Source organism: Enterococcus sp. DIV0755f (genome assembly GCF_051713725.1).
Classification (GTDB): domain Bacteria; phylum Bacillota; class Bacilli; order Lactobacillales; family Enterococcaceae; genus Enterococcus_D; species Enterococcus_D casseliflavus.
The window spans coordinates 3,379,854-3,402,448 of sequence record NZ_JBIOQL010000001.1; the positions used below are offsets into that span (position 1 = coordinate 3,379,854).

General features: G+C 46.8%; 20 protein-coding genes. 2 read left to right on the plus strand and 18 right to left on the minus strand.

Going from position 1 to position 22,595, the window contains the following annotated elements:
• Positions 1–1,356 (plus strand): aldehyde dehydrogenase family protein, encoded by a 1,356-nt coding sequence (locus tag IGI73_RS15670; protein WP_244323075.1) that lies wholly within the window; start codon positions 1–3, stop codon positions 1,354–1,356.
• 118 nt (positions 1,357–1,474) lie between these two features.
• Here IGI73_RS15670 and gor read toward each other — a convergent pair whose 3' ends face one another.
• The 18 genes from gor to IGI73_RS15760 form a co-directional block, all read right to left on the minus strand.
• Entirely contained in the window at positions 1,475–2,821 is a 1,347-nt protein-coding gene (gor, locus tag IGI73_RS15675; RefSeq protein WP_142973482.1) for a glutathione-disulfide reductase, read from the minus strand.
• Between the two features lie 93 nt (positions 2,822–2,914).
• Entirely contained in the window at positions 2,915–4,156 is a 1,242-nt protein-coding gene (locus IGI73_RS15680) for a peptidase U32 family protein (protein WP_142973481.1), read from the minus strand.
• Positions 4,157–4,169: 13 nt separating this feature from the next.
• A complete protein-coding gene (locus tag IGI73_RS15685) occupies positions 4,170–5,090 on the minus strand; it encodes a peptidase U32 family protein (RefSeq protein WP_074934236.1) in 921 nt (306 codons plus the stop codon).
• A 269-nt stretch (positions 5,091–5,359) separates the two neighbouring features.
• Positions 5,360–7,840, minus strand: a complete 2,481-nt coding sequence (locus IGI73_RS15690) for an ATP-dependent Clp protease ATP-binding subunit (protein WP_008381720.1) — start codon at positions 7,838–7,840, stop codon at positions 5,360–5,362.
• Between the two features lie 5 nt (positions 7,841–7,845).
• Entirely contained in the window at positions 7,846–8,313 is a 468-nt protein-coding gene (locus IGI73_RS15695) for a CtsR family transcriptional regulator (RefSeq protein WP_005230319.1), read from the minus strand.
• Positions 8,314–8,536: 223 nt separating this feature from the next.
• Entirely contained in the window at positions 8,537–10,540 is a 2,004-nt protein-coding gene (gene pknB, locus IGI73_RS15700; protein WP_005232981.1) for a Stk1 family PASTA domain-containing Ser/Thr kinase, read from the minus strand.
• Positions 10,537–11,277 carry a Stp1/IreP family PP2C-type Ser/Thr phosphatase gene (locus tag IGI73_RS15705; RefSeq protein ID WP_005230317.1) on the minus strand — a complete coding sequence of 247 codons (741 nt, stop codon included), beginning with the start codon at positions 11,275–11,277 and terminating at the stop codon, positions 10,537–10,539. The genes pknB and IGI73_RS15705 overlap by 4 nt, the downstream gene beginning before the upstream one ends.
• A gap of 14 nt (positions 11,278–11,291) precedes the next feature.
• Positions 11,292–12,650 carry a 16S rRNA (cytosine(967)-C(5))-methyltransferase RsmB gene (rsmB, locus tag IGI73_RS15710; protein WP_086332808.1) on the minus strand — a complete coding sequence of 453 codons (1,359 nt, stop codon included), beginning with the start codon at positions 12,648–12,650 and terminating at the stop codon, positions 11,292–11,294.
• Positions 12,640–13,593: a methionyl-tRNA formyltransferase gene (gene fmt, locus IGI73_RS15715; RefSeq protein WP_042890360.1), complete on the minus strand. Its 954-nt coding sequence runs from the start codon at positions 13,591–13,593 to the stop codon at positions 12,640–12,642. Before fmt ends, rsmB begins: the two co-directional genes overlap by 11 nt.
• Positions 13,586–14,077, minus strand: coding sequence for a peptide deformylase (def, locus tag IGI73_RS15720; RefSeq protein ID WP_005230314.1), 492 nt, complete (start codon positions 14,075–14,077; stop codon positions 13,586–13,588). Before def ends, fmt begins: the two co-directional genes overlap by 8 nt.
• Positions 14,078–14,087: 10 nt before the next feature.
• Complete coding sequence (gene priA, locus IGI73_RS15725) at positions 14,088–16,490, minus strand: primosomal protein N' (RefSeq protein WP_142973480.1); 2,403 nt, start codon at positions 16,488–16,490, stop codon at positions 14,088–14,090.
• Between the two features lie 128 nt (positions 16,491–16,618).
• Positions 16,619–16,924 (minus strand): DNA-directed RNA polymerase subunit omega, encoded by a 306-nt coding sequence (gene rpoZ / locus IGI73_RS15730; RefSeq protein WP_005232977.1) that lies wholly within the window; start codon positions 16,922–16,924, stop codon positions 16,619–16,621.
• 5 nt (positions 16,925–16,929) lie between these two features.
• Complete coding sequence (gene gmk / locus IGI73_RS15735) at positions 16,930–17,544, minus strand: guanylate kinase (RefSeq protein ID WP_005230308.1); 615 nt, start codon at positions 17,542–17,544, stop codon at positions 16,930–16,932.
• 124 nt (positions 17,545–17,668) lie between these two features.
• Positions 17,669–17,950 carry a hypothetical protein gene (locus IGI73_RS15740; protein WP_005230307.1) on the minus strand — a complete coding sequence of 94 codons (282 nt, stop codon included), beginning with the start codon at positions 17,948–17,950 and terminating at the stop codon, positions 17,669–17,671.
• A 13-nt stretch (positions 17,951–17,963) separates the two neighbouring features.
• On the minus strand, positions 17,964–18,848 hold the full coding sequence (locus IGI73_RS15745; RefSeq protein WP_142973479.1) for a YicC/YloC family endoribonuclease: 885 nt from the start codon (positions 18,846–18,848) through the stop codon (positions 17,964–17,966).
• Between the two features lie 27 nt (positions 18,849–18,875).
• The gene (locus IGI73_RS15750) at positions 18,876–19,091 is read right to left on the minus strand and encodes a YdbC family protein (RefSeq protein WP_005230288.1); all 216 of its coding nucleotides are present in this window, start codon (positions 19,089–19,091) and stop codon (positions 18,876–18,878) included.
• Positions 19,084–20,748 carry a patatin-like phospholipase family protein gene (locus IGI73_RS15755; RefSeq protein WP_016621103.1) on the minus strand — a complete coding sequence of 555 codons (1,665 nt, stop codon included), beginning with the start codon at positions 20,746–20,748 and terminating at the stop codon, positions 19,084–19,086. Before IGI73_RS15755 ends, IGI73_RS15750 begins: the two co-directional genes overlap by 8 nt.
• Before the next feature lie 75 nt (positions 20,749–20,823).
• On the minus strand, positions 20,824–21,540 hold the full coding sequence (locus IGI73_RS15760) for a class A sortase (RefSeq protein WP_005230283.1): 717 nt from the start codon (positions 21,538–21,540) through the stop codon (positions 20,824–20,826).
• A 231-nt stretch (positions 21,541–21,771) separates the two neighbouring features.
• On the opposite strand from IGI73_RS15760, the gene IGI73_RS15765 reads away from it, so the two are divergent.
• Positions 21,772–22,560: a hypothetical protein gene (locus tag IGI73_RS15765; protein WP_005230281.1), complete on the plus strand. Its 789-nt coding sequence runs from the start codon at positions 21,772–21,774 to the stop codon at positions 22,558–22,560.
• Positions 22,561–22,595: the final 35 nt, after the last annotated feature.

Here is a 22,595-nt window from a genome sequence, read left to right on the forward strand (position 1 = left end):
ATGATGACAGAGACAAAGATGCACAGTCCCTTAACACTGGTTGATTCCTTAATGAAACAAGCGTCAGACGCCCAAGAACTTTATCGTACTGCCTCGCAAGAAACGGTTGATTACGTGGTGGGAAAAGCTGCAGAGAAACTGACAAGCCACTCGATGCACTTAGCAAAATTGGCACAGAAAGAAACCGGCTTTGGAAACGCAGAAGATAAAAACATCAAAAATTTATTTGCCAGTGAAATATTATATAACAGTATCAAAGATATGCCGACGGTTGGAATCGTAGAAGAAATTCCTGAGAAAAAGATGCTAAAAATCGTTGCGCCATTGGGGGTCTTAGTTGCTTTGATCCCCTCCACCAATCCTACATCCACCACGATTTTCAAAGTACTTTTGGCATTGAAAACGAAAAATGCAATCATCTTGTCCCCTCACCCCCGAGCGCTGCAGGCAATCAAGGAGACCGTGTCCCTCTTTAAAGAGGTGCTGCAAGCATGCGGATTGCCGATCGATTTGGTTCAATTACTAGAAGAACCGACAATTGAGGATACCCAAAAATTGATGGCACATCCCGATACCGATCTAATCTTGGCTACTGGTGGTAAAGCGATGGTTCGAATCGCATATTCTTCGGGCAATCCAGCAATCGGTGTCGGCCCTGGTAATACCCCTGCACTGCTAGAAAAATCTGCAGACATCGCGAAAGCCGTTGATCAGATCATCCGTAGCAAAACCTTCGATTATGGGACGATCTGCGCCTCTGAACAGGCATTAGTCGTTGAGCAATCGATCAAAGATGCAGTGATCTCTGAATTGAAAGCAAATCACGGCTACTTTTTGAATCAAGAAGAGTCTGAAAGGCTGGCTGATTTTATCACCACGGCTGAGGGCGGTCTGAATCCCCGGATCATCGGTCAGCCAGCAGTTAAAATTGCCGAAATGAGTGGTCTGTCGGTCCCAAGTGATACGAAAATCCTCGTTTCGGAACAGACGGTCATCGCTAAAGACAATCCCTATGCGCGGGAGAAACTTTCGCCGATCCTCGCGTTTTATACCGTGGCTGATGCCGAGGAAGGCATTCGTTTTTGCCAAGAGTTGCTAAAGATCCAAGGTGCTGGACACACCGCTGTCGTTCATACCAAAGACGATACCTTTGTTCGTGAATTTGGGCTGGCGATCCCTTCTGCCCGAATCTTAGTCAATACCCAAGCAGCTTTAGGAGCCATTGGAGGCACCACGAACTTAAATCCTTCCTTGACTCTAGGTTGCGGGTCCCATGGAGGCGGCAGTACTTCAGAAAATATCCATGTCGCACAGCTTTTAAACACTCACTACATCGCTTACGATGTCGAAAAATAAAGAACCTAAGTGCTTCAAGATAAGCGGCTGAACAATACAGCCCCTTCCTTTCATAAAAACGAGCAGGGAAGAACGATCCATTCGTTTTTCCCTGCTCGTTTTTTCTTCTATTTACTAGTTAACGCATCGTCACAAATTCTTCTGACCCCGTCGGATGAATGGCAACGGTTTGATCAAAGTCTGCTTTTGTAGCACCCATTTTGATGGCTACAGCGAAGCCTTGCAGCATTTCATCGACACCGATCCCGATGCCGTGCAGACCGATGATTTTTTCTTCTTTTCCTAAGCACACCAATTTCATCTCACATTTTTGGCGATACTCATTTAAAGCAAAGTACATCGGTGTAAAGCGCGAGCGATACACCTTTATCTGCTCTTGGCCGTATTTTGCCAAGGCTGCTTCTTCGGATAAACCAATCGTGGCAATCGGTGGATGAGTAAAGATGACCGTCGGTACTAAGTGATAATCCAAGTACGCATCGCTTTGACCGTTGAACAAGCGTTCAGACAAGCGTCGACCGGCGGCGATCGCAACCGGGGTCAAATCCAATTTTCCGATGACATCGCCCACCGCAAAAATCGAGTCAGCTGTGGTATTTTGATATTTGTCCACAATGATAAACCCTTTTTCATCCAATTGGACATCGGTGTTTTCCAGACCTAACTTATCCGTATTCGGCACACGACCACCAGCAAAAAGGACGCAATCGCCGGTCAAGGTTTCGCCATTTTCAAAGTGAACGAGATACTCGTCACCTTCTTTAATGATACGAGAGGCCACGTAGCCTGCATAAGTTTCGATTCCTGATTCTTGGTACATCTCCACGAGATTATCCGCAAGCATCTTGTCAAAGGTTCGTAATGGCCGCTCTTTGCGGTACGCCCAAGCCACTTGGCTGCCCAGCTGTTGGCTGACACCGCTGATTTCGGCTGCGATGTAGCCTGCCCCTAAGACGACCATACGCTTTGGTGCTTCTCGCAACGCAAAAAAACCATTCGAGTCAATGGCGTACTCACCGCCGGGAATATTCATCGCGCTAGGTTTTCCACCGGTGGCAATCAAAATGTTTGTTGCATGGTAGTTTTCCCCATTGACGGTAACCGTGTGGTTATCCACAAACTGTGCATAACCGTGGATAACTTCTACATTGTTACTGTCTAAGCCTTTTTGATAGGCTGTGTGTAAAAAATCAATGTATTTTTCACGGTTATCCACAAGCTCAGTAAAATTAAATTTATCCACATGTGGATAAATACCGTAGCTAGTTGCATCCCGTTTGATCATTTCTAACATCTCACTAGCTTGCCACATGACTTTTTTCGGTACACAACCGACATTGACACAGGTGCCGCCTAATTCATTGCCTTCGATCAATAATACTTTGGCGCCGTGCATCCCTGCCCGATTGGCTGAGGCGATTCCGCCGCTGCCGCCACCAATTACTATGTAGTCGTATGTTTCCATATTTGTTGTTTCCTCCTTAAGATTGTCTATGTTCTCATCGATCCTTTTTGGCTGGATTGATTCAACAAAAAAAGCCGAGAGAAACTCTCGACCTTATTTTTTCTTCCGAATCATGTCTCCGACTTCCACCGGTTCTTTGACCGGCATCGTCAACAGCATCATAGGATTTGGTGCACGATCGATGGATTCACCGTCTTCATTATACATGACTTCGACGGTTTGGTGAAAGTGATGGAATCCGGGACCGTAAAATTCGATTTCATCGCCAACGGAAAAGTGGTTCCGTTGCCGAATCGTAGCTGTTTTTGTTGCCGGATCATACGCCATGACTTCCCCAATAAATTTGTATTGCGGAATTTTCCGACGCGGACCGAACAACTGCTCATTTTCACTCGGGGTATCATAGTAAAAGCCTGAGGCAAGCTCTCGCTGCGCAACTTTCCACAGTTCATCGATCCATTCTTGTTTGCAGACATAGTTTTCTGGATCGGCCATGTAACTGTCCACGGCTGCTTTATAAACGTTCGCCACGGTTGAAACATAGTGGATCGATTTCATGCGGCCTTCGATTTTGAAACTATCCACGCCGTTTTCAATCAGCTCAGGGATATGTTCGATCATCGACATATCCACGGCACTCATGGAAAACTCTTCTTCCACTGTCCCGTTTTTAGTCAAACTGTTTCGTTCCGTTGCAAAGGGCATGTCAAACAGATCATATTTCCAGCGGCAAGATTGCGAACAGCCGCCGCGATTGGCGTCTCGCATCGACATATGATTGGACAAAGTACAACGGCCAGAATAAGAAATACACATGGCGCCATGAATAAAGGCTTCGATCTCCACGCTAGTATTTTTGCGGATCTCAGCGACTTCCTCCATGGACACTTCTCGGGCGAGAACGACCCGTTCTAGACCTTCTTCCCGCCAAAATTCCAATGTTTCATAGTTCGTGGCACTGGCTTGGGTGGACAAATGGATCGGTAGACCTGGCGCTTCTGTTGCGCAGATCTGGATCAAAGCGGGATCAGAAACGATCACTGCCGAAATACCGACATCTCGCAATTCCCGAAAGAATTCCCCTGCACCTTCTTGATTGCCCTCATGGGTCACCATGTTGGCTGCTACATAGACTTTTGCGTTGTGGGCTTTGGCAAAAGCCACCCCTTCCGCCATTTCTTCATAGGTAAAGTTTCCCGCGCGACTCCGTAGACCATAGGCATTGCCGCCGATATAGACAGCGTCAGCGCCATAGTGGATCGCTGTTTTTAATTTTTCTAACGTACCAGCTGGTGCTAACACTTCTGGTCGTTTCAATGCTTGTTTAACGGTCATTTGTTCTTGCTCCTTACTTGATATCGTCAGGATCGATGGCATAAAATCCAGTGTCCAACCCACGTTCTGCTGGATGAAGTTGGGCAACTTGTTCACTGAGCACAGTTGCTTGCTCTGCTTGCCACTTCCCACTTTCCACAAGGCTCTTGGCTTGGGCAAACAGCTTAGCAATTGCCACAAAGGCAGCCCCTCGTGTATAGATTCCGTCCAGCTTCCAGGTTTGAAAGCCTGTTGCGGCTAATTCCCCCAGCTGCAGCATCAGATTGATGTCGTTATTGGCAAAAATGTGCGTGCCGTGGCTATCTTCATAAATGGAATAGTGAGTTTCTTCTTTTTTCGGTTCAGATAAAAACAACCCACGGTCGTGGTTCTTTTCTTCCGATTGTTGGGTATAGTTATAATAATTTTGTAAAAGCGGACGCTTCGATTGGTGAATGCAGGTCGCACCATAAACCAATACTTCCACAGGAATATTTAGTTGTGGTGCCATGATTTTCATTTCCTCGAAAGGAACTTCTCGCGCTAAAACGGCTGCCTTTGCTCCTTTTTGTCCCCAAAAATTGATTTGACGAGCGCTCGTTACTAAGGTTTCCCCTGCATAAATAAATGGCACGGCACATTCTGGATTTTGCTTCATGCGGTAAATGATCCCAGGATCTCCGAGAGCGATTTGATCGGCTTGATTGGTCTTCAGAAATGCTAGGTATTCTGGAATCCGCTTCATTTTTTCTGGATGCATGATGCCATTGACTGCGATCGTCACTTTCTTTCCAGCTTCGTGGGCCATGTCGATCAGTCTGATTTGCTCTTCACGAGAAAAAGAGGCCGGTAGGCGCAGCCCGAATGTCTCTTCTCCAAAAAACAATGTATCAACATAAGGGATGAGCTGCTGTGCTTGCTCGATCGATTCCACCGTGGCGATAATCTCAACCATAATACTCCTCCTTTTTTCAACTCATTCATAGTATCACACAGCAGGATTCTTTCCAAGAGGTCTCGTTACTCTTTTTTTCACGAATAGCGCTTTGATCATTAATCAACCGTTGTCATAAAGCTATTTAGAAGGATATTTTTTTGTGAATCATCAATCATAATCAGTGGAGACTTCTTGATCACTACTAGACATAACAAGACAAAAAAGCGGCGTTCCTATGGATGCCGATTGCTCGACCATAGAAACGCCACTGCCGTTATTGGCTCGACTTAAACTTGTTGCAAGACCCGTGCTTGTCCCTCTTTGACATTGAGGGTGATCGATCCTTTGGAAGCACCGATCGTCACTTTGTCACCTAAATGAATTTGTCCTGATAGGAGTGCTTCACTTAAACGGTCTTCGACTTCTTTTTGCAAGGCCCGACGAATCGGCCGTGCCCCATATTCTGGATCAAAACCAGCTTTACCGATCACATCAATGGCAGATGGCGTGATCTTCAATTGGATGTCTTGGTTGCCTAATCGTTTGATGATCGCTTTGCTCATGATCTTCACGATCTCGTGGATCTCCCCTTCACCTAAGGATTGGAAGACCACTGTTTCATCCACACGGTTCAAGAACTCTGGACGGAAGGCTTTTTTCAGCTCTTCTAAGATCCGTTTTTGCATCGCTTGGTGATCTTTCGTTAAATCAGTGACATTAAACCCAACGCTTTTTTCTTCGCGGATTTGTTGAGCACCGATATTAGAGGTCATGATCAAAATCGTGTTGCGGAAATCGACCTTCCGACCTTTGGCATCCGTCAAATGACCATCATCTAGCACTTGCAAGAGGATATTGAAGACATCGGGATGGGCTTTTTCCACCTCGTCCAATAAGATGACGGAGTATGGTTTTGAACGGATTTTTTCCGTCAATTGCCCACCTTCATCATAGCCGACATAGCCTGGCGGTGAACCGATCAAACGGCTCGTGCTGTATTTTTCCATAAATTCGGACATATCGACACGAACCAAGGCATCTTCACTACCAAACATCGCTTCTGCTAAGGCTTTGGCAAGCTCGGTTTTCCCGACACCGGTCGGGCCTAAGAACATGAAGGAACCAATTGGACGGTTCGGATCTTTCAACCCACTGCGGGCGCGGCGGATCGAACGAGCGACTGCCTTGACTGCTTCTTCTTGGCCAACTACCCGTTGATGCAAGATCTTTTCAAGATCCAACAAGCGTTCGCTTTCTTTTTTCTCCATCTGCTGCAAAGGTACGCCGGTCCATTGGGAAACGACCGTAGCAACATCTTCTGCAGTAACACTATCGGCATAGCCTGATGCTTCTTTGACTTCCATAAACGCTACTTCCGTCAGCTGTTGGGTCAATTTCTTTTCCTTGATCCGTAAACGAGCTGCTGCTTCAAAATCTTGCTGACGAATAGCGGCTTCTTTTTCTTCGATCAAGTTGGCGATCTCGTTTTGCAGATCTGCCAATTCTGAACTTTCATCGGTTTTGTCTAAACGCACTTTGGCAGCTGATTCATCCATCAAATCGATGGCTTTATCTGGTAATTGGCGCGAATTGATGTAACGCACGGACAGTTGCACAGCGGCGTGTAACGCATCATCAGAAATTTCCACCCCATGATGTTCTTCATAACGAGGACGCAAGCCCCGTAAAATTTCTTCCGCTTCTTCTGGTGTCGGTTCGTCGACTTGCACCCGGGCAAAACGGCGTTCTAACGCAGAATCTTTTTCAATGTATTTTTGGTACTCATCTAGTGTTGTGGCACCGATGGTTTGCAATTCCCCACGGGCTAAGGCTGGTTTCAGAATATTCGAGGCATCAATCGCCCCTTCTGCTCCGCCGGCCCCAATCAGTGTATGCAATTCATCAATGAATAAGATGATTTGACCATCTTGATAGATCTCATCAATGATTTTTTTCATTCGGTCTTCAAATTCGCCCCGGTATTTCGTTCCGGCAACTAAAGCCCCCATGTCCAGCATCATCAAACGCTTGTTTTGCATGTCTTCTGGGACTTCCCCATTGATGATTTTTTGGGCTAAGCCTTCGGCGATCGCGGTTTTCCCAACACCAGGTTCCCCCACGAGAACAGGGTTGTTTTTGGTCCGACGGCTAAGGATCTGGATCAGGCGTTTGACTTCTTTGGCACGACCGACAACAGGATCCAACCGTTTTTCACGGGCTAATTTGGTCAAATCACGGGCTAAGGAATCCAAGGTTGGTGTTCCTTGCTGCGCTTTGGCTTGGGCTGGACGACGACGACCAGCACTTCCGTTGGTTTTGCTTTCATTGAAGCCCATTTTTTTCTTCAAAAGCTGACGCATTTTCGCGAGACTCAAGCCGAGATTCAGCATGATTCGTGAAGCCAAAATGTCTTCGTCTCTTAATAAGCCTAATAATAGATGTTCGGTACCAATCTGCGGTGCCCCTAAACGCTTGGCTTCATCCCCTGCATAAGCAAATGTATGTTTTGCTCGTGGTGAATACGCGAGATAGGCATTTTCTGGGTATTGACGAACGGTGCCGTACCCTGTTAAATGTTCGATTTCTTCACGAATATCGTTTTCTGTGATATTCATTTCCCGTAACGTTTTGCCGGCGATCCCGTTTTGTTCAATGACCAGTGCCAATAGAATATGTTCAGAACCTACCGCTTGGTGCTTAAAGTATTTTGCTTCTTCTTGGGCGATAGCCAAAACGGCTTTCGCGCGTTGGGTGAATAATTCATCCATCTCTTTCACTTCCTGTCTTCGTAACTTAATCGTTCTAGAATTGCATGGAGCAAATCAGCTCGTGTTCTATTTTCATAAGGAGAACGTCCTAGAACTGCTTTCGCGATGACGGTCAATAATAAGTTGCCTTCTCGCTTGGACAGGATTCCTTCCTCATAAAGTTTCTGGATTATTGCATACGCATCTTTTTCCGAGATGGTTTCATCGAATAGTTGATTCATTTCTTTTAAGTAGTGGTGGCTGTCCGTGATTTTGACTTTTTCGATCCGAATATAGCCGCCCCCGCCGCGTTTGCTTTCAACCGCATAGCCTCTTTGAACGGTGAAGCGGGTATTGATCACGTAGTTTATTTGTGAGGGCACGCAGTTGAACAAATTTGCCATTTCCGCGCGACGAATCTCAATGGTTTCACTATCTTCAAGAATTTTCTTCAAATATGCTTCAATCAAATCGGAAGTGTTGTGATGACTCAATTCATTCCCTCCCTTGACTAATTCTGACCTTCATTATACCCAATTTTTGAATCCTTGGAAAGATGTACGCTTGCACAAAAGGAAGGTCTAAAGGAAATTTTAAAGACACCTGTGTCTCACTATAAGGTTTAGAAACAAAAACAAGCAGCTGGACGGGGAACAAAAAGAAAATTCTTTGGTCCCCGTAGGCTGCTTGGTTAAAGTATTTGATTTTAGCTAGTTTCTAATCACTTTCTGAGCTACTTTCACTCGTAGCGCTTGAATCAGAGGAATCATCTGAACTACTGCTTGGCGTCGATGAGGACGAATCATCTGGTTCAGGTCCTCTAGAGATCGTGACCGTTACAGTAGAGCCAACTTCGACGGAGGTTCCAGCACCTGGAGAGACACGGACAACATGTCCAGCTGGTACCGAGTCATTATAGCCGTCCTCTTCCTCAAAAGTTGAGTCCAATCCCGCTTCATTCAAGTCTGCTTCTGCATCGGCTTGGCTTTTCCCAACGATTCTTGGTACATTGACCATTTCCTGCCCACTGCTGACCGTCAAAGTGATGGTCGTTTGGGAAGTCACCACCGTTTCACCTGTTGCGGGTGCTTGGGCGATGATCGTGCCTGATGGTTGACTGCTAGATTGATAGTTCACTTCGATCTGTGATCGGTCGACACCACGAGACGTCAATGCTGCTCGTGCATCTGCCTCTGTCATGCCATAATAGTTGTCCATTGCGAAGCTATCTGGTCCGGAGCTGACCTTAAAGGTGATTTCGTCTTCTGCTGGGGAAACTTCCCGCCCTGCTGCTGGTGATTGACTGATAATATCCCCTTCATCGACATCATCTGACGACTCTAGCTCTTCTTTGATTCTGTCTTCATCAAAGCCCAAATCGATCAACTCTTTTTTGACATCATCAAAGGAGCGACCTTCATAGTCATCAAGGGTGATTTTCTTGGTTCCGCTACTGATGTAGAGGGTCACGACGGAATTCTTTTTGACTTCATTGCCTTCTGGCGGATCGGTCTTGACGACATTGCCTGCTTCGACTTCATCGTCTTCGATTTCTTCTACCTCGTCTGCCACTTGTAAGCCAGCGGCTTCCAGTTCGGCCCGGGCGGCCGCTTCTGTCTGGCCGTTGACTTCAGGAATCGCTACATCCCCCCGACCACCGCCGAATAGGAAGTAACTGCCTATGCCTAGCAGTGCGATCACCATAATGACCGGCAGCAGCAGCCAGCGTTTGCGTTTTTTCTTTTTTGGTTTCGCTGATTCTTCGGCTTGATCCGCAGCCGTTTCTGCCACGGGTTCTTCCACTGGCGGCGTTTCAACTTGGGCTGCTTCTACAGGGGTCAGCACTCTCGTTTCATCCATCAGGGCATGAGGTTCCCATCTCGGTTCATTGAGTCGATCAGGTGACAATACAGTATCAAGATCCGCTCGCATTTCATCGGCAGTTTTGTACCGATCCGCCGGTTCTTTGGCGGTCGCCTTCAATACGACGTTTTCCAGCGATTGCGGAACATTTTTGTCATAGATCCGAATCGAAGGGATCTCATCTTGGAAATGTTTCAAGGCGATCGTTACGGCTGATTCGCCATCAAAAGGTACTTTGCCGGTTAAAATTTCATAGAGAATGATCCCAATCGCATAAATATCTGATTGATTGGTCGCCATACTGCCTCGTGCTTGTTCTGGTGAAAGATAATGCACCGAGCCTAGCATCGAGTTGGTTTGGGTGATCGACGTTTCGGATAGGGCGATCGCGATCCCAAAATCGGTGATTTTCACCACGCCGTCTTCATTGATCAGCACATTCTGGGGCTTGAGGTCCCGGTGAATGATGCGGTGTTGATGGGCCAGCGCTACCGCTGATAAGATTTGTTGGATGATATCAACGATCTGCAAATAAGGTACTGGATAGTGCGTTTGGATATAGCGCTTGAGATCCATCCCTTTGACATATTCCATCACCAAAAACTGCATGCCGTCTTCTTCGCCGACATCATAAACGGTTACGATGTTGGGATGAACCAGCTCAGTCGCCGCCAATGCTTCTCGTTGAAAGCGCCGAATCGCACTTTGGTCGTTTTGGAAGTCAAAACGAAGCACTTTGATTGCCACTTCACGGTCTAAGATCAAGTCATGCGCCAAAAACACATTTGCCATTCCGCCGCTGCCGATATTGCCGATGATTTTGTATCGGCCGTTTATCTTCTTCCCAATTTCGATCATGGGCGCTCTCCTCCAACTTTAATCAATAATACCGTGATATTGTCGACACCGCCGCGTTCGTTGGCTTGATCGATCAATGATTGCACTGCTTCTTCCAGCACAGGGGTTTCTTGGATCGTTGCTGTGATCTCTTCATCTGAGACCATGTTGGTCAATCCGTCTGAACACAGCAGCAAATAATCCCCGTCTGCAATAAAGTGGATCGCCACATCGACTTCGACTTCGCTTGGCATGCCGATCGAGCGGGTCAAAACGTTTTTGCGAGGATGATTCAAGGCCATTTCTGCTGTGATTTGTCCTGACTTCACCAATTCATTGACCAGTGAATGGTCCTCTGTGATTTGGGTCAGCACTTGATTGCGTAAAAGATAGGCACGGCTGTCCCCGACATTGGCAATCGTAAACTGGTCGCCTAATAAGGCCACAGCAATGATCGTGGTGCCCATGCCGCTAAGTTCTTCTTGTTCTTGTCCTTTTTGGAAAATCACTTGGCTTTCTGCTTGGATTTTTTGGATCAACCATTGGGCAGTTTTTTCACTGTCTGTCAGCTCTGTCTGTTCCCAAGCGGTGCCAATCTCACTGACTGCTTGACGGCTAGCGACATCTCCGGCCCGGTGGCCCCCCATGCCATCGGCAAGCAAGGCCAATGTCACATTGGCTTTATTTACATAGGTTGCTGCAAAATCTTGGTTTGTGTTGCGACGTTTGCCGACATCTGTTTGAAAACGAATCTCCAATTTCTTTCACCTCGTTACTTTTTGCGTAGACAACTGATAAAAAAGCCATCTGTCATAAAATCTTGCGGATAGATCGTCAACATATCCTCTTGAACCGCTTCGGCTGCCAGCGGTCCTACCGCAAGAGGCATTTGCTCAAATTCAGGATGGTCAGCGAGAAACGCTGCCACGACTTGTTGATTTTCTTCCTCTAGAATCGTACATGTGCTGTAGACCATTATACCCGATTTTTTCAAGGTTGGGGCGGCACTTTCCAAAATCTCTCGCTGAATCCGCGGCAAGCGTTGGAAATCGGCCTCCGTCTTGCTATATTTGATGTCCGGCTTACGGCGCATCAACCCTAATCCAGAACAAGGGGCATCCACTAAGATGCGATCAAATTGTTCGGGGGCAAAGGTTTGAGCCGTCTCTCGGGCATCCATCACGCGGGTTTCCACAACTGCTTCTACGCCTAAACGTTGGGCATTTTGCTGAATCAGCTTAACTTTATGGGCATGGATATCCAGTGCTGTCACTTTGCCGCCCTCTGCGGCAGACAAGAAGGCAGCGATATGGGTCGTTTTGCCTCCTGGTGCGGCGCACGCATCCAATACTTGATGGTCCCGGGCTACTTGTAAAACGGGGGCAACCAGCATCGAACTTTCATCTTGGATCGTCAGTAAGCCTTCTTTGTAGAGGGAAGAGCCCGCCATAAAGCCTTTGTCAGCCACAACCCCATAGGGGGAAAGCTCACTTGGTCGTGCGTCAATGCCTTCTTCTTGCAGCCGTTCGATCGCTGCTGCTTGCGAGATGCGCTGCAGGTCGATACGACCACTGGCATGATTGGGTTCAAATAGGGCATAGCCTAGCTCACTGGTTTCTTCGATCCCAATTTGTTTGACTAGTTTCTTCGTTAGCCATAAGGGCAGGCTGATTTCCGTTGCTAAACGTTCCATTGGGTCTTTGATCAATGCCAAGTCTGGCACTCCTTGTCGTTGGATCGTGCGCAGCACGCCATTGACGAATTTACCAGTCCCCGGATTGCCCTTGGCTTTCGCAATATCCACGGCTTCATGAATGATGGCATGGGCTGGTACTTTATCGAGATACAGCATCTGATACAAGGAAAGTCGCAGCAGCGTTTTGACCCACGGGTCGACTTTGCGGGCATTTTTAATAAACCGGTCCAAATAATAATCCAATAAAAGCTGACGACTGATGGTGCCGTACACCAATTCAGTCAGCAAGCGACCGTCCTTGTCATTTAAACGCCCTTGATTCATCAATTCCCGCAGCAGTAGATTGGAATAAGCACCGCCTTTTTCGATTCGTAACAACGCTTCTAGTGCCACAAAACGCACTGTATATTGTATGTCTCCAAGATTACGCTTCATAGGTACCTACCTGATCCCCTTTTTGAATCTGTTGTCCACTGCCGTTTAAGAATGCGGCAATGTCTTGTCGGCCTTTTCCAGCTGGCTGCAATTCATCGATAGCCAATACCGTGCCTTCCCCACAAGCGATCAGCAACGTTTTTTTCGTCCGTTCAATGATCGTTCCTGGTTCGGCTGTCGTCGTTTGCTCCAGCGGTGTTACTTGCCAAAGTTTCCAGCGGTTGCCATTTTGTGTCGTAAAGGCGATCGGCCATGGTCGCATGCCTCGGACTTGGGCATCGATTTGCACCGCCGTTTTCTGCCAGTCGATGGCTTCTTGTTCACGGCTGATATTTGGTGAAAAGGTGACTTTTGCTTCTTCTTGCGGGACAGGCTGCAGCTCTCCCGACAAGATTTTCGGCACAGTTTCCAGCAGCAAGTCTTTGCCTAATAGGCTCAACTTATCAAACATCGTCCCCACATCATCTTGGGCCGTGATCGGCAAATGAGCTTGAGCAAAAATACCGCCAGCATCCATTTTTTTGATCATTTCCATGATGGTTACACCCGTTTCTTGCTCGCCTTCCATGATGGCATAATGCACAGGTGCTCCGCCCCGATATTTCGGTAGTAGGGACGCATGAACGTTGATAGCGCCATACTTCGGTACTTCTAGTAAAGCACTAGGTAAAAATTGGCCGAAAGCTGCCGTGATCAGCAGATCAGGTGCTAAAGCTTGAATTTGCTCCATTTCTGGTGACCCACTGATTTTTTCTGGTTGTAAAACCAACAAGCCATGCTTCAACGCCGCTTCTTTGACGGGTGTCGGAGTGATGGTTTTTTTGCGACCGACGGGACGATCCGGCTGGGTCACGACTGCTGCCACTTCATAGCCGGCTTCAAGCAAGCCTTCTAAAATTGGGACGGAAAACGCCGGGGTACCCATAAAGACGATTTTAGTCATTTTCATGTTCCTCCATATACTTTTCTAAGTCTTCTTCAGGAATGCGTTCGACGAGCTTGTCGACAAACAGCACGCCATTTAAATGATCGATCTCATGCTGCATCGCACGCGCCAAGTAACCGAATGCTTCCACTTCCATTTCTTCTCCTTCTCGATCGAAATAGCGGACAGTGATCTCGTCTGCTCGTTTGACGGTCCCAAAGGTGTGGGGAATACTCAAGCAGCCTTCCACATCAAGGGATTCACCAGAAGAAGCGATGATCTCAGGGTTGATCATTTCAAAGCGATCGTCTTCTTCGACTTCCACGATCGCCACTTGCAGGTTTTTGCCGACTTGCGGTGCGGCAATACCGATCCCGTCATGGGCGACCATCGTTTCATAAAGGTCGTCTAGTAGCTGAACGAGTTCATCGGTAATTACTTTGACGGGTTTTGCTTGCCGACGAAGACGTTCATCGGGGGTGATAATAATAGGATAACGCATATTTTCTCCTCTAAATAAAATTCAACGGCTCTTGGTCAATCGATACGTACAATCCTTTGCGCTGATCGATTTGACTTTGATCCAACAGACGGGTCAACAAAGCAGGTAGCTGCGGTTCATTTTTGTATTTAATGATCAATTGGTAGTAATAACGGTTTTTCACCCGCAAAATCGCACTTGGTGCCGGACCCAACAAAATACTTTGCGGTGACAGCTCCTGCTGCAGATCCCGCGCGATCGCAAACATCTTCTGAGCGGCGACTTGCTCTTCGGGATGGCTGCAGGTGATTTTGACGGTGAAATAATACGGTGGATAACCGCTTTGGTGCCGCATCCACATCTCTTTTTGATAGAAATCTTCGTAGTCTTGCGACTGCGCCAACTGGATGGCATAGTGCTCAGGGTTGAATGTTTGGATCACCACTTCGCCGTTTTTTTCCGCCCGACCTGCCCGACCACTGACCTGAGTCAGCAGCTGGAACGTCCGTTCACTCGAACGAAAATCTGGCAAGTTCAAGGCGGTATCGGCATTCAAGACCCCTACCAGTGTGATATCAGGGAAATCCAAGCCTTTGGCGATCATTTGGGTCCCCAACAAAATATCCGCTTTTTTCTCCCCAAACAAGGTCAAGATTTTTTCGTGGGCGCCTTTTTTGCGGGTGGTATCGACATCCATCCGTAAAACCCGCGCTTCGGGAAACAGTTCCTTCAACTCTTCTTCCACTTTTTGCGTGCCCGTTCCGTAATAACGAATCTTGTCTGCATTACAGTTGGGGCAACGATGGGGGATGTGTTCTTCATGTCCGCAATAATGACAGCGCATCGTTTTGGTATCCATATGGAGCGTCAAGGAGATGTCGCAATTTGGGCAAGGCAAAACATACCCACAATCGCGGCACATCACGAAGGAAGAGTAGCCGCGCCGATTCAGCAGCAAGACGATCTGTTCTTTGCGGGCCAAGCGGTCTGTGATTTTTTCCTGTAACGGACGAGAAAAAGTTTGATACTTTTTATTGGCAAATTCGGTACGCATATCCACGACTTCGATCTGCGGTAATTGCGCACTGGTTTTTGCCCGCTGATTCAATTTCAATAAGCGGTAGACTTCTTTTTGGGCCCGAGCACGAGATTCTAATGACGGCGTCGCACTGCCTAACACCACTGGACAGTGATGGTACTGGCTGCGCCAAATCGCTAAATCTCTCGCATGGTAACGAGGGGCTTCATCTTGCTTGTAGGAAGCTTCGTGCTCCTCATCGACGATGATGACCCCGATGTTTTTCAACGGAGCAAAAATCGCCGAGCGGGCGCCAACCACCACCTGCGCCTCCCCACGTTCGATCTTACGCCATTCATCGTATTTTTCACCTTGGGACAAGCCGCTGTGTAAAACAGCCACTGCGTCGCCGAGACGGCTTTTAAAGCGTTCGACCATTTGCGGGGTCAAAGCGATCTCCGGTACGAGCATGATCGCAGTTTTGCCTTGTTTCAGCAATTGGGCGATCGCTTGTAGATAGACTTCTGTTTTTCCACTGCCGGTGATCCCTTCCAGTAAAAAAGTCTGCGCCTCTTGGTTATCCGCACAAGCAGTGATTTGCGCTACTGCAGCTGCCTGTTCTTCATTTAATTCAAGGGGGACCGTTTTTTGAAATTGACGGTCTTTGTAAGGATCACGGTAGGCTTCAACTTCCGTAAAGGTCAGCCAGCCAGCTTCTTGCGCTTGGTTCAAAGCCGCGGTGGAAATCCCTTGTTCGGTAAAAAAGGAAACCGGCAAGCGGGCTTCCTCTGTCAAAATCTGTAAGATTTCCAGCTTGCGTTTGGCCCCTTTGCGCAGCTGTTGCTGGACGGCGGGGATTTCTGCTGGCTCGATCTTGCGTTCAATGTAACGGGTCATTTTCGCTTTGTTTTTATTTTTCACGAGATACTGCAATTCAACTACTGCGGCTTCCCGCAAAGGCTTCAACTGCGGCAGCAGCCCTGCACTTTCGGCGGCTTGCCAGCTGAGGATGCCGTCTTCGGGAAAATATTCTTTGATGGGATGATTTCCTTCCAGTAAAACGATCTGCTTTTGGTACTCGGCTTTCATCACACTAGGCAGCATCGTCTGCAAGCAAGTAATCTTAAAGGCAAAGGTCGTTTCCTTCATGTAGTCGGCTAATTGGAGAAGTTCTTCATTGACGACAGGCGACAAATCCAACAAACGAACGATTGGTTTTAAGGTCTGTTGCGGTTCGGCAACTTCTGAAAGCCCGACGACGAACCCTTGGATATGACGGTCACCTTTGCCAAATGGCACTTCGACCCGCATTCCTGTCTCAATGGTGGCTTGTAATTCTGATGGGATCAGATAAGTAAAAGGCTGATCGGTCTGCATCGTGGGAACATCCACGATCACTTCTGCTATGTACGCCATCTCTTCTCCTCCTTTTAGGTTCTATTTTACTAAATGGGCTGGGGTTTGTCTGTACCCCTTACAAAAATTTAACCATCGCCATTCAAAAGAAAAAGCCAGAACACAGGCGTGCTCTAGCTTGCTTTTGTCTATAGCTTTTGTTCGTCGCGGATACGCGCTTCTAATTCTTTTTGTTCTTGGTCTTTTTGCGCTTTGCGCTCTTCTTGTTCCATTTTCAAACGGGCCCGTTTGATTTCCGGATGCGGATCATTAACGACTAATTCCGCTTCGATTTCTTCAAGCGCTTGACCCACGCTTTTCACTGAATCAAAGTTTTCTAATGTTGCTTGCGCACCGGCATCAAGTTCATGCGCCCGTTTGCTTGCTAAGATCACTAATGAATATTTTGAGTTGACACGATCCAACAAAGAATCGATTGAAGGTTTTAACATCATATTTCTTACAGCTCCTCTAACATTTTGATATAGGTTCCGATCACTCGGTCAACGCGAAAATGTTCACTCGAAATAATTTCGCGAATTCGTTGGACTGCCTTAGGTACTTCATCATTGACAACGGCATAATCATATAAAGCCATCATTTCGATTTCTTCACGGGCGACACGCATCCGTTCATCGATCACTTCGGCAGAGTCGGTTCCTCTTCCTGTAATACGAGAGCGTAATTCTGCCAGATCAGGTGGCGTCAGAAAAATAAACACACCATCGGGAACTTTGTCTTTTACTTGTTTTGCCCCTTGCACTTCGATCTCTAAAAATACATCTTTTCCTTGATCCAGTGTTTGTTGGACATAAGATAATGGGGTGCCATAATAATTGCCGACATATTCGGCGTATTCCAGCATTTCACCGGCTTCGATCAAGGCTTCAAATTCTTCCCGCGTGCGGAAATAGTAATCGACCCCTTCCACTTCCCCCTCGCGTTTTTGACGAGTGGTCATTGAAACGGAATATTGAAAATCGTTGTCGTCACTCTCAAAAATTGCTTTGCGCACGGTCCCTTTCCCTACTCCGGAAGGTCCTGATAAAACTATAAGTAATCCTCGCTCTGACATAATGACGTCCTTTCACTGACATTTGCTTAACGTCTATTTTGCACTTTTTTTCAGCAACTTTCAAGAACTACTTTATTATAATGGGAATTTCATGAAATTGCTAGTCTACACTTCGGCTGCTTTCTTAAAAGCCCATGTTGCTTAAGGTATTGATGACCCCTGCTAATTCGTCTTTGGCAGTGATTGCTTTTTCGGTCGGATCCGTCACTTCTTGGCAATCGATACGCACGATGTACCGACGATTTAAAGAAACAGCTACGCCATCAACTAGTAGATGAAGAAAATCCGGCTCGATGGCTACGCAGGCATCTTCCCACGCAGAGAAATTCTCTTTATCAGAGGGAATACTGCGCTTGATGACATTTTTCCCGCTCAGTTCGTGAAAGGTGATATCGTAATATTTCATTGGTTCATTCCTCCTACTCGATGTTTTGAACTTGTTCTCTGATTTTCTCAATGATCGTCTTCATTTGGACGACACTGTTTTTGATTTGGATCGGACTTGATTTTGAGCCAATCGTATTGACTTCTCGGTTCATCTCTTGGATCAAGAAATCCAGCTCTCGACCTATCGGCGTCTCAGCTGCCAGCAGCTCCGTCATCGTCGTTAAATGGATACTTAAACGATCCAGTTCTTCGTGGATATCGCCGCGTTCCAATAAAATCGCCAACTCTGTCAGTAAACGATCGCGCTCGACTTCTTCCCCTAGATAGGCAGTCAGTTTCTTTTCAAAGCGTTCTTGGTAGTCCGCTTCATAGAGGGTCACGAATTGTTTGAGTTCTGTTAGTTTTTCCTGCAGCTGTCGCTGATTTTCTTGTAAGATCTGCAGAATGCCTTGCCCTTCCACCCAGCGGCTTTGGTCGATCGCTGCCAACGCTTGGTCTAATGCTTCCATCACGCCATCGGCTAAGGTGCTTTCTTCTGGCTCTTGATCAGAGATCGTTAGAAAAGCCTCATGGAGCAGGAATTGTTCCAGCAATGCTGTTTTTGGCAGCTCTGTCAGGTCAAAACGGGCGTTGGCTTCGGTATCGATCTCCTGCATGAAACGTTCCAGCAGGTCCCATTGGATCTCGATCTGTTTCGTATTTGCGGTTTTTTCTTTTAACGTCACATACAATTCGATTCGCCCCCGCTGGAGGGTCTGCTTGATCGACTGCCGTAAAGCACCTTCTAGAGGATTCAATTGTTTGGGCATTCGCAGCTGCAGGTCCAAAAAGCGCTGATTGACACTTTTGATCTCAATTTCGATCTGCACATCTGGCGTTTCTGCACTGCCTTTGCCAAAACCAGTCATACTTTTCATTTGATCACTCCTCACCGTTTTGCTTTCTTACATGGAAAGCAGGGCTTTTTTAAGTTCTGCAAATTCTTCATTGGATAAGGTCACGCCTTTGCCCATCTTCTCGTGCTCTGGACCCCAATCTCTCAGATCAAATTTTGGCGGACGCCCATTCCAGCTCACCAAATTCAATTCTTTGCGCCAGCCTCTTTGATTTTCCGAAAGCACGGCGATCTCTTCAACGATTTCATACGAAAATTTATCCATTTTCTGCTCCTTTCAAAAGATAGTGACTATACGCTGCCATTAAAGCAGTCAGCGGGTAACGCCGACGAATCTGCTGAAGGGCGGGCAGATTCAATTGCTGCGTCCGATAAAAAAAGAAAAAGCGGTTTTGCTCGGACAAGACAAAAAAACGGTCGCGATAATAGCTCAGCCACTCGGTGATCGACCAGGCATCGGCTTCTTCCACTGCCTTTAGCGCAATTTTTTCAGCTAAAGCCGTTAGAATCGTTTCCTGCTCATAAATCACCGTAGGCGCTAGATACAATACTTTCGCGGTACACTCTATCAGTATACGCCCCCACTGCTCAAATGGCACATCCTGTTGATAGAATTTACGCATTTTTTTCCAAAATTCTTTTTTCTTTAGTTCCTGATAAAGCAACGGGTCTGTCTGGCGTAGCTCTTTCAAAAAGCCCCGCCATAACGGCTGAAAATCAACCGTCTTTTCAAAGGTATACCAATGGCCTTGGTATTTGCCGAACACTTTCAAGGTTTCCAAATAGCCCAAGGTCATATTATCCAGCGAACGCTGGGCATCAAAAACCAAAAAGCTGCCTAAGGACCAAGGAGACCCTAACGAAAGTTGCGCAGTTTCTTCCGTCAAAACCGTCCTTTTATTGATGCCGGGTCCTTGGACATCCACGGTGATACATTCCGTTGCCCCCTGCTGTAGAGCGACATCGATGGGCAGGTTGTTGCGATAGCCGCCATCGATGTAATAGGCGTCATTAATTTTTTGCGCCTGCATCGCTGGATAAAATGAGGCGGATGCCAATAACCAATGCAGGTTTTCTTCTACTGCTGATGGATCAAAGGCATAAACCGTCTCCTTGAAATCTGGCAGACGAGTCGTACAGATTAGCAAATGACAAGCAGTTTGGCTGAATTTTTCTTGATCAAAGGTCTTTTGCAAAAGCTTTGCCAAGGGTTCGGTACTGGCGCCGTTGCTTTTAACCGCTTCACGGACCAGCGAGTTGGCTTGATTCATCAAATCCCGCAGTGTTTGGGCTCGTACCGAAGCAAGCGGATAGTGCAATACTTGCTCGCTGGAGATATTTGCCCATAAATCGACGGCCGCTTCCACATCGTTCATTAAAATCAAGGCACCATTCAAGGCACCGACGGAAGTTCCCGTGATCCATTCAAAGGTGATGCCCCGTTCTTGCAGCGCTTGCCAAACACCGATTTGATACGCCCCGTGAGCACCGCCACCGCCTAAAACCAGCGCCGTCTGATAAGCTAGCGCTTTTTGATACCCTTGAGGGACCACCTGATACCCTTGCTGGATAAACCACTCAGCCAAGGGGGGCCGATGAGGAAGCTGCCACAAGACGGCTGCTACAAAGCGACTGCGGGCGAAGTTTTCTGTCACGGCCAGCAGTTGTTTCCAAGTAAACTCGGCGGCCGCTTCCACCAGCAGATTGGTGATAGTCAGTGTCTTTTGGTCAAAATCAAACTGCCCAGCAAGGTAAAGACGTCCGTAACGGCTGTCGATCTGCCAGCCCTGCTGCGCTATATCGGCTAGAAAGGCTCGTCGCGCTTTTGAATGCGACTCAAAAAAGGAAAAGACGAGTCGGCTTTCTTGAAATCCTGCCCTTTGTGCAAGAAAATCGATCGAAGTCAGTTTTTTCACTTTCATCAAGACGCCTCCTTATGCAAAAAAGAATAGACGAATGACACGCCAGCTGCCGTACCACTCGAGCTATTCTTTTGATTAAAATGTTCGTTGTGCCATGTTGAATGCTGCCAACATCTCATCCGTTGCTTCGTCGACAGGCGTTACAGATTCCAGATCACCTTGGATCACACGACGGGTGACACCGCCCATTTCCCCACAGGTGATCAGCGTGATCATTTTGCGGCCTTCTACTTCGTCAAGCAAATAAACATCGGTCGGGTCGACCCGCACAGAAGAAGTCGCGGTATACGTGTAAATATTTTCCAGATCGGTCACATAGATAGCCGCTCCGATGGCGACATCATCCAAGGGTGTAAACAAAAGCTCTGGCGATTGAGCGCGATGGCTAGCTAACGCGTAATTGCCTTCCCCCATTTTTTGGGTGGGACTTAACGTACCAGCACCATACAGCAAGGCCTCGTTGGCCAAGCCTTTAAAAATCGGCAGATTGATCCCCACGCTAGGAACCGCCACGCCGCCGATCACTGGCAAGGCTTTGTTGCTCAGCTGCGCCCGTAAGACTGCTTCTGAACTTGCCGGCTCCACGGCATCAAAATCAAAGGTCGCTTCCGCTTCCATATTTTTTTCCACATCACTGCGATCAATGGTGCCGACTGCGTAAGCTTCACCTGTTTGTTTAATAAAATAATTTTTGATTTGATTATTAAAAATCAATGCTAAACCAATCAATAACAGCAAAAGCAAAAAGAGATTGCTCAGCCAATTTGAAAGTCTGCGTTTCTTTTTTCTCATAGGTTTTCGTCTCCATTAGTTTCTTCTTTTATCATACCAAAATCCTCATAAAGACGCCAATTTTGGCCAGTTTTTTTACGAAAAGACAAGATTTGCCTTTTTTTGTCGAAAAAGGGAACTTAAAAATTGTTTTTTCTGTTATTTTGTAATATAACTTTAAACGAAAAGATACAAGCAATTTTCAGCGCTTTGTTGTAGAATGAACTTAGTATATAGGAGGGATCGATCGGCATGTCTAACACGATTTACGTACATATTGATACAACCAGCAATGCCGTCTTGACCCGCGGGCTTGCCCCCCAAGATTTTAACAAGAGCATCGTCCATCAGCCCAAGAATTTGCTCTTGCTTGATCCTTCCAGTGATTTCGGCGAATTCGACGGTCATACGGGCTTAAAAGTGATACGCGGAATGGAAGACGTCCAACTGTTTTTTCAGCAAATCAACAAAGGTCGTGTTGCCGAAGAAATGAAGTGGATCGATTTTAATGATTACGAGATGGTCAAAGAATTGACGCCTTTAGAGATCTCCGAGTTGTTATATTTTGGCCACATGAAGACACACCTCCACTCCCCTTTCTTTTACAAACTGCAAAATAACTTTGTTTTCTTTGACTTAAAAGATGCACGTTCCCGCGTTTATTATCGCTATTTAGATGAATATTATCGGATCTTGGCGGATCGGATCACCCGCATCGTCTTAGAAAAAATCAATGATCGCCTCTCCTTTTTTAAAAAAGCAACACCGGTGGAAAAGCTCGATTTTAATTTGCTGAAAGAATTGCGGGGAATCATGCAAGAAGGCATCGTCTTTTGTCTGACACAAGAACAATTGATCGACAGAACCTATACGATCCCGATCTATCTGTCAGAAGATGCTGGCTTAAAAAACACGCTGGTCAATCAAAAAGAGCTGGATCAAATCGCTGTTTTACGCTATTCAGCCAGCAAAAAAAGCTGGTCGTTGGAAATCGACCAAGAAGATCTAGCGTTTGGCTTTATCGACAAAAAAATGTCTTGATGCTTCTCTTTCTCAAAGAGCATCAAGACATTTTT

What these genes read in the sequence shown, in the direction of transcription:
- IGI73_RS15680 (WP_142973481.1), bottom strand. Translation starts at nt 4,156, where the DNA reads ATGACCGTTAAACAAGCATTGAAACGACCAGAAGTGTTAGCACCAGCT.
- IGI73_RS15670 (WP_244323075.1), top strand. Translation starts at nt 1, where the DNA reads ATGATGACAGAGACAAAGATGCACAGTCCCTTAACACTGGTTGATTCC.
- gor (WP_142973482.1), bottom strand. Translation starts at nt 2,821, where the DNA reads ATGGAAACATACGACTACATAGTAATTGGTGGCGGCAGCGGCGGAATC.
- fmt (WP_042890360.1), bottom strand. Translation starts at nt 13,593, where the DNA reads ATGACTAAAATCGTCTTTATGGGTACCCCGGCGTTTTCCGTCCCAATT.
- IGI73_RS15765 (WP_005230281.1), top strand. Translation starts at nt 21,772, where the DNA reads ATGTCTAACACGATTTACGTACATATTGATACAACCAGCAATGCCGTC.
- IGI73_RS15740 (WP_005230307.1), bottom strand. Translation starts at nt 17,950, where the DNA reads ATGAAATATTACGATATCACCTTTCACGAACTGAGCGGGAAAAATGTC.
- IGI73_RS15760 (WP_005230283.1), bottom strand. Translation starts at nt 21,540, where the DNA reads ATGAGAAAAAAGAAACGCAGACTTTCAAATTGGCTGAGCAATCTCTTT.
- def (WP_005230314.1), bottom strand. Translation starts at nt 14,077, where the DNA reads ATGCGTTATCCTATTATTATCACCCCCGATGAACGTCTTCGTCGGCAA.
- rsmB (WP_086332808.1), bottom strand. Translation starts at nt 12,650, where the DNA reads ATGAAGCGTAATCTTGGAGACATACAATATACAGTGCGTTTTGTGGCA.
- gmk (WP_005230308.1), bottom strand. Translation starts at nt 17,544, where the DNA reads ATGTCAGAGCGAGGATTACTTATAGTTTTATCAGGACCTTCCGGAGTA.
- rpoZ (WP_005232977.1), bottom strand. Translation starts at nt 16,924, where the DNA reads ATGATGTTAAAACCTTCAATCGATTCTTTGTTGGATCGTGTCAACTCA.
- pknB (WP_005232981.1), bottom strand. Translation starts at nt 10,540, where the DNA reads ATGATCGAAATTGGGAAGAAGATAAACGGCCGATACAAAATCATCGGC.
- IGI73_RS15690 (WP_008381720.1), bottom strand. Translation starts at nt 7,840, where the DNA reads ATGGATGAATTATTCACCCAACGCGCGAAAGCCGTTTTGGCTATCGCC.
- IGI73_RS15745 (WP_142973479.1), bottom strand. Translation starts at nt 18,848, where the DNA reads ATGAAAAGTATGACTGGTTTTGGCAAAGGCAGTGCAGAAACGCCAGAT.
- IGI73_RS15750 (WP_005230288.1), bottom strand. Translation starts at nt 19,091, where the DNA reads ATGGATAAATTTTCGTATGAAATCGTTGAAGAGATCGCCGTGCTTTCG.
- priA (WP_142973480.1), bottom strand. Translation starts at nt 16,490, where the DNA reads ATGGCGTACATAGCAGAAGTGATCGTGGATGTTCCCACGATGCAGACC.
- IGI73_RS15755 (WP_016621103.1), bottom strand. Translation starts at nt 20,748, where the DNA reads ATGAAAGTGAAAAAACTGACTTCGATCGATTTTCTTGCACAAAGGGCA.
- IGI73_RS15685 (WP_074934236.1), bottom strand. Translation starts at nt 5,090, where the DNA reads ATGGTTGAGATTATCGCCACGGTGGAATCGATCGAGCAAGCACAGCAG.